Below are 6,037 nucleotides of genomic sequence, written 5' to 3'. Positions count from 1 at the left end.
TCTTCTGTTTTTTCAATTTCAAATGATCTTCAATTTTGGAAAAGTTTTTTGGATAGTACAATTGAAAAATCTTACAGAGAAGATAACAAGCGAAAATATTTTGAGTCGATATTCTCTGTTTATGATTTATCTCATAATTCTCAGTCTGGGCTTCTGAAAACTTATAGAGAAGTATTTGAGGTCTCTAACTTAAACTTAGATAGTTATAGGAAAAGTTTTTTTTCTTGGATCATGAATTTAGCTATTGTAAAAATATACAATTCTTGTGAGTTACTTTTATTACGCACAATTCAACTTGAATATTATCCAGTATTAGGCAATCCTTTAGAAAGTAAAAAGTATGGAGATAAAGTTAATAATGAAGTTAAACGGTTTTTAGTAACTGCAGATAGTAGGAATAACAGACATTTGGTTGAATTTTTAAAACAGAAGTCTCGCTTATTTGAAGAATTTTCACGCCAGGAAACAAGGCTTTTATCAAATACCAACTGGGTTCAATTTTTTGAATTCATTTCTATTCTACGGCATGTTATAGTTCATCAAGGTGCAATTGTTGATAATGATGCTTTCAATCTAATTAAATCTGTATCTAAGAGGACATTTGAAGATTTCTTTGATTTACAAGAAGATAAAAATGGATACAATATTTTAGAACCAAAGAATGGGGATTACTTTTTGAACTTTGTAAATCTTATAAATGACTTTTCTCTTAATACAGCTAAGTTCGTACTTGGTAAACAAGATTTGGCTTTTTTAGATATGCATTAGCCAAGTGAATTTAAAGCACTAGAAAAAATAAATAAGAAATGTAAAACATAAAACACATTCTAACCCAAATAGAACAAAAGAAAAACATCAAAATACTCTACGCCTGCGAAACAGGCAGCAGGGCATGGAGTTTTCCTTCGCCGGATAGTGATTAATAAAAGCGGTATCCTATTTTGGTGCTTGATTATTCAATTCCTGGAAAGCCCGGATAAAAGAGTTCTTCAATTTATTGTCTTTGTGCAGCAGCAATGCACTGTAATATTCTGCACCGTAGGCATTCAGGTAACCAGTTACCTGAATAAAGTCGCTTTCGTTTGGTGAATCAAACCAAGTGGTAAATTTTCTAAAGCGTACTGCATGCCGCTCATCTGTATTATCACAAACATAAACTACAGCATTAATTTTTGAAGAAAGAAATTCCTTAATAAGGGAGACGATGGTTAAAGCCAGCCGTTTATCAGTTCCTTTTTGGTTTTCGATATCATTTTTATTGAGTAACTCGATATTGAAGGCAAAAACTTTAGACGCAATTGAAGGATAATCCTTAAAGAAGTAATCAAACAAAGCAAAGAAGCAAACGTATTCAATATCCTTGTCTGTGATTATATAATGATAACCTGGTTTTAGCAGCGTGGTTTTATACGGTTGCAAACTTGTAGCCATATTTATCTTTAAGTTCCTGAAAGGTTACACCGCTCTGGATAGCATCACGGATAAATTTCTGATCGGCTATAACTTGCTGAAAGATTTCAACATTAGTCTTAGGCTTAGCCGGTGGCCTGCGGTTAGAACGCACAGTTTTTTTTGCTTTAACGATAGCTGAAGACATAAAATTTATTTATTGCAATTTACAGTTTTATAACGAAAAAAGTACTTATCGTTCCGTGTTATAAATATTATAGGTAATGGAGGATATCGGTATTTTAAGGAATAACCCCGTATTTATTTGAAGCGAATAAATAATTCATATCAGCTAAAATGTAAGAAATGCAAAACATAAAACACATACTAACCCAAATAGACCAAAAGAAAAACATCAAAATACTCTATGCCTGCGAAACAGGCAGCAGGGCATGGGGTTGTCCTTCGCCGGATAGCGATTTTGAATTTCATTAATTGGTTAAAAACAGAAGCTTGTTATGGAGAATAAAGAATTGCATCCTGAGCTGCAATTAAATTTTAGCCCAAAATATAATAAGATAGACAGAACACCTTCAGCAAAGCAATGCAGATTTTGTCATCATGACTGGCATTAATCTACGCTTCAATAAAAGCTCAATAAAGATATGCCGTACAAGAGTGCGACGCAACGATGATGCCATAAAAAACAAAAGCCGGTATCAAAAAAAATTAAACCTTTCTTTTAAAACTATCATTAACTAAATACACCCCGGCAATAGTGACAGCGCCGCCAACAGCTACATAAATATTTAATTTTTCGTGAAAAATTATTACGCCCAATAATACCGCTACTATAGGATTTGTATAAGCGTATAATGATGCCAGCGATGTAGGTAAACGCTGCAAACTATAAATAAATGCAATAAAAGTTAATACCGACCCAATAACTACCAAATATAAAATGGCCCACCATGCATTGGCCGGAATTGCAGCGATGCTAACCGTGTTGCCGGTTGAATAAGATACCGTATATAAAGCCACACTGCTGATAAGCATTTGTAAACCCAAACTAAAATAAGGATTAAAATTAACTGCATGTTTTTTTGTGTACACTGTGCCGAATGCCCACGAAATGGTTGCAATTACAGAAAGCACAATACCAAAACTAAAATCAGGTTTTAAAAAATCTTTCAGGTGGTCATAAAAAATAATGCAAACGCCACCAAAGCCCATCACCATTCCCAGCAATGCTTTCTGCGGAAGCCTGCTTCCACCAAACAAAGTAATAATTACAATCCATAAAGGAAATATTGCACCAATGATAGCACCTAATCCGCTGGAAATATATTGCACACCCCAGGTGCTTAATCCATTGCTGAGCATAAAATTTAAAAAACTCAATACAAAAATTACTCCCCATTGTTTTCCTTTGGGCCATGGATGTTTGGTGATAATAAAATATAAAAGATAAACACTGCCGCCTAACATTTGCCTGATGGCACAAAGTTGTATGGCAGGCATATTACTTACACCAACCTTAGAGGCGATCCATGTAGTACCCCAAAAAAAACATACCCAAGCTAAGGCAAGTAACGCTTTTTGTCTGGATGTTTTTGATGAGAGCATTTTATTTTAATCAAATTATAAAAGATGCCTGGCAGGAATTAAAGAAGTTGGTGTTGCTTTTAAATATACCGCCTTCGGCATCCGCCAACTGGCGGAAACACTCGTTCAACATTACTGTTTAATGTTTAAAATGCCGCAGCCCTGTAATTACCATGGCCAAATTATTTTGTTTACAATATTCTATGGAATCATTATCCCGTATAGAACCACCAGGCTGAATAAATGAAGTGATGCCTGCTGCATGTGCAATTTTTACACAATCATCAAAAGGGAAAAATGCATCGCTTGCCAATGCAGCACCATTCAAATCAAAATTAAATTGCTTTGCTTTTTCTATTGACTGGCGCAACGAATCAATACGTGATGTTTGTCCGCATCCTTTACCGATCATTTGTTTATTTTTTACTAAAGCAATAGCATTACTTTTTAAATGTTTGCCAATAATATTTGCAAAACTTAAATCTTCTTTTTCTGAAGCAGAGCTTTCTCTACCACCGGCCTCTTTCCATTCTGTGTAATTGCCTGCATCATTTTGTTGTGTAAGAATCCCATTTAAAACAGATTTATACTGATGAGAGAGTAAGGAATTTTTAGTGGTTAATTGTAAGAGGATCCTGTTCTTTTTAGTTTTTAAAATATCCAACGCATCGCCATCATAAGCAGGTGCAATTAATACTTCAAAAAATATTTCATTGATGGCAACAGCTGTCGCTTTATCAATAGTGCCATTACAAACTAATACACCACCAAATGCACTTTCAGGATCTCCGGCTAAAGCTGCATCCCAGCTTTCTTTTACTGTTTCTCTTTGTGCTATACCGCAAACATTAGTATGTTTAATAATTGCAAAAACAACCTCCCCTAAATCCCCTCCCCAAGAGCGGACTTCCGGACCCTGTGAATTTGAAGCGGTTTTAAATTCATTGATAAGCTGTATTGCTGCATCAACATCTACAAGATTATTATACGATAATTCTTTGCCATGCAGTTTATCAAAAACTTCATCCTGATTACCATAAAAAATTCCCTGTTGATGAGGATTTTCGCCATAACGTAAAACAGATTTTGCTTTATTAAATGGATTGATGAAATCAGTTTTATTAAAATAATTGGAAATAGCCAGATCGTAACCGGTGCAAACATCAAAGGCTTTTATGGCAAACATGCGGCGCTGCTCTAAAGTAGTTTCGCCTTTTTGTTCTTTTAAAATTTCTTCCAGTAAATGATAATCTTTTTTCGCTGCCACTACCACTACGTCTTTATGATTTTTTGCTGCGCCACGTATCATACTCGGCCCGCCAATATCAATTTTTTCAATAATTAAATTTTCATCGGTAGTGCTGGCAACCGTTTCTTCAAAAGGATACAGATCCACAATTACCAAATCAATTTCAGGAATATTATATTGTTTCATTTCGGCTACATGCTGTGCATCATCACGCTTGCCCAAAATACCGCCGAATACTGAAGGATGTAATGTTTTTACACGGCCCCCTAAAATAGAAGGATAGCTGGTTAATGATTCAACTGCTACGCAGGGTATTTTTAAATCTTCAATAAATTTTTGTGTACCCCCAGTGCTGTAAATGGTTGCACCAAGTGCATGCAGCTGGTTAATAATGTTCTCCAATCCATCTTTATAAAAAACGGAAATTAATGCCGACTGAATTTTTTTTTGCATGTTGTAAGGGGGTTATAAATCCAAAATAAACGCTCCTTTTTCGGGAACTGAATGGAGTTGCAAATGTAATTGTTCGCAATCTTTTTTCCATGTTTCAATTTTCCACAAACTGTTAGAAGCGTCCACCACATACTGGTTGCAATTGAAAACCGCCGCCAGTTGCGGAATGTAGAGCTTTGGATTTTTAGATATAATGATGATATCAACATTAATTTTTTGTTGTACGGTTTCAAAAGCAAGTGGTTTATCAATAACTAAAATCTTTTTATTTACAAATTGATAAAATGGATGGTATTGCCAACAATTGTTTACAGTATCTGTTTTATTGTTTAATTGCAAAGCAATTCTGCCGGGTTTAAGATGAAAATTTTGCAGCATCCCCTCCTGGAGCAAAACACTGTCGCCAATAAATTTATAATTGTTGGCATTTACCAAATCAATAGCCTGGTGCTGCGGCACATTATATACAATTATCTTTTTTTGATTTTTAATTTGCCATTTACCATAAGCATGTACCATAGTAAATGCAAAAAGCGCCAGTAAGGAAAAGCGCAGCAGGTTTTTATTTTTATTAATCAGCCAGGCACTTAAAGCAATTACAACGGCATACAGTAACCAGGTTGATAAAATATTGGCAGGAATTTTATCCCACACGGCAAAAGAAAAATTATTGGCCCATAAAATAATTTTATTCATCACCCAAACTAAACCGCCGGTTATTTTACCTGCATATTCTCCCACAAAAGGTATCCATGAAAAAGCTACTAAAAATATTTCGGCATATAAAATAATACTTGAAAGAGGTACTGCAATAATATTAGTTATTAAAAATAAATTAGGAAACTGGTGAAAATAATAAATACAAATAGGGAAAGTAAGTATTTGTGCTGCCAGCGAAATGGCCATCAGTTTCCAAATTTTATCCACCCATTTATTTTTTATATAGAAAAGATTGTACACTGATTTTTGAAAAACAATAATGCCCACTACTGCTAAATATGATAATTGAAATCCTACATCCCACAAAAAATATGGATTAAAACAAAGCATTACAAATGCAGATGCTGCCAGCGAATTATAAATAGAAGATTTTTTTGTAAGATTATTCCCGATAGTAATAAATGTAAACATTACTGCAGAACGCAGCACCGAAGCCGATGCGCCGGTTAGTAAAGAAAATAACCACAGGCAGCTTAATATTAAAACTACCTGCAAAATCTTTGATTTATTAATAAAGGGTATTCTTGCAAATAACCATACCAGCATAATATAAATTAATCCTAAATGCATCCCTGATATGGCAATGATATGCACCACACCGGTATTGCTGTAAGCCTGCAC

Annotated in this window: 8 protein-coding genes; 3 read left to right on the top strand and 5 right to left on the bottom strand. The window is 34.6% G+C overall.

The window, feature by feature from the left end; translation table 11 throughout:
- Positions 1-768 (top strand): hypothetical protein (locus ACY65O_RS06155; RefSeq protein WP_462219974.1); only part of this gene is annotated, 768 nt, incomplete at its 5' end.
- Positions 769-815: 47 nt separating this feature from the next.
- Positions 816-923 carry a DNA polymerase beta superfamily protein gene (locus ACY65O_RS06150; RefSeq protein ID WP_462219975.1) on the top strand — a complete coding sequence of 36 codons (108 nt, stop codon included), beginning with the start codon at positions 816-818 and terminating at the stop codon, positions 921-923.
- 13 nt (positions 924-936) lie between these two features.
- Here ACY65O_RS06150 and ACY65O_RS06145 read toward each other — a convergent pair whose 3' ends face one another.
- Positions 937-1,431, bottom strand: a complete 495-nt coding sequence (locus tag ACY65O_RS06145; protein WP_462219973.1) for a DUF6169 family protein — start codon at positions 1,429-1,431, stop codon at positions 937-939.
- The gene (locus ACY65O_RS06140) at positions 1,406-1,597 is read right to left on the bottom strand and encodes a hypothetical protein (RefSeq protein WP_462219972.1); all 192 of its coding nucleotides are present in this window, start codon (positions 1,595-1,597) and stop codon (positions 1,406-1,408) included. Before ACY65O_RS06140 ends, ACY65O_RS06145 begins: the two co-directional genes overlap by 26 nt.
- A 158-nt stretch (positions 1,598-1,755) precedes the next feature.
- Here ACY65O_RS06140 and ACY65O_RS06135 point away from each other — a divergent pair, with 158 nt between their 5' ends.
- Entirely contained in the window at positions 1,756-1,884 is a 129-nt protein-coding gene (locus ACY65O_RS06135) for a DNA polymerase beta superfamily protein (protein WP_462219971.1), read from the top strand.
- A gap of 234 nt (positions 1,885-2,118) precedes the next feature.
- Here the strand turns inward: ACY65O_RS06135 and ACY65O_RS06130 are convergent, their stop codons facing one another.
- The 3 genes from ACY65O_RS06130 to ACY65O_RS06120 all read right to left on the bottom strand — a co-directional run.
- A complete protein-coding gene (locus ACY65O_RS06130) occupies positions 2,119-3,015 on the bottom strand; it encodes a DMT family transporter (RefSeq protein ID WP_462219970.1) in 897 nt (298 codons plus the stop codon).
- A gap of 118 nt (positions 3,016-3,133) precedes the next feature.
- Complete coding sequence (gene purH, locus ACY65O_RS06125) at positions 3,134-4,696, bottom strand: bifunctional phosphoribosylaminoimidazolecarboxamide formyltransferase/IMP cyclohydrolase (protein ID WP_462219969.1); 1,563 nt, start codon at positions 4,694-4,696, stop codon at positions 3,134-3,136.
- A gap of 12 nt (positions 4,697-4,708) precedes the next feature.
- On the bottom strand, positions 4,709-6,037 hold a 1,329-nt coding region (locus ACY65O_RS06120; protein WP_462219968.1), incomplete at its 5' end, for a ComEC/Rec2 family competence protein.

This window comes from Ferruginibacter sp. (assembly GCF_031430955.1).
Taxonomy (GTDB): Bacteria; Bacteroidota; Bacteroidia; order Chitinophagales; family Chitinophagaceae; genus Ferruginibacter.
This window is presented reverse-complemented; position numbering and strand designations above follow the sequence as displayed.

Excerpts from the sequence above, each read along its gene's own strand:
- ACY65O_RS06145 (WP_462219973.1), bottom strand. The coding sequence starts at position 1,431 with ATGGCTACAAGTTTGCAACCGTATAAAACCACGCTGCTAAAACCAGGT.
- ACY65O_RS06140 (WP_462219972.1), bottom strand. The coding sequence starts at position 1,597 with ATGTCTTCAGCTATCGTTAAAGCAAAAAAAACTGTGCGTTCTAACCGC.
- ACY65O_RS06135 (WP_462219971.1), top strand. The coding sequence starts at position 1,756 with ATGCAAAACATAAAACACATACTAACCCAAATAGACCAAAAGAAAAAC.
- ACY65O_RS06130 (WP_462219970.1), bottom strand. The coding sequence starts at position 3,015 with ATGCTCTCATCAAAAACATCCAGACAAAAAGCGTTACTTGCCTTAGCT.
- purH (WP_462219969.1), bottom strand. The coding sequence starts at position 4,696 with ATGCAAAAAAAAATTCAGTCGGCATTAATTTCCGTTTTTTATAAAGAT.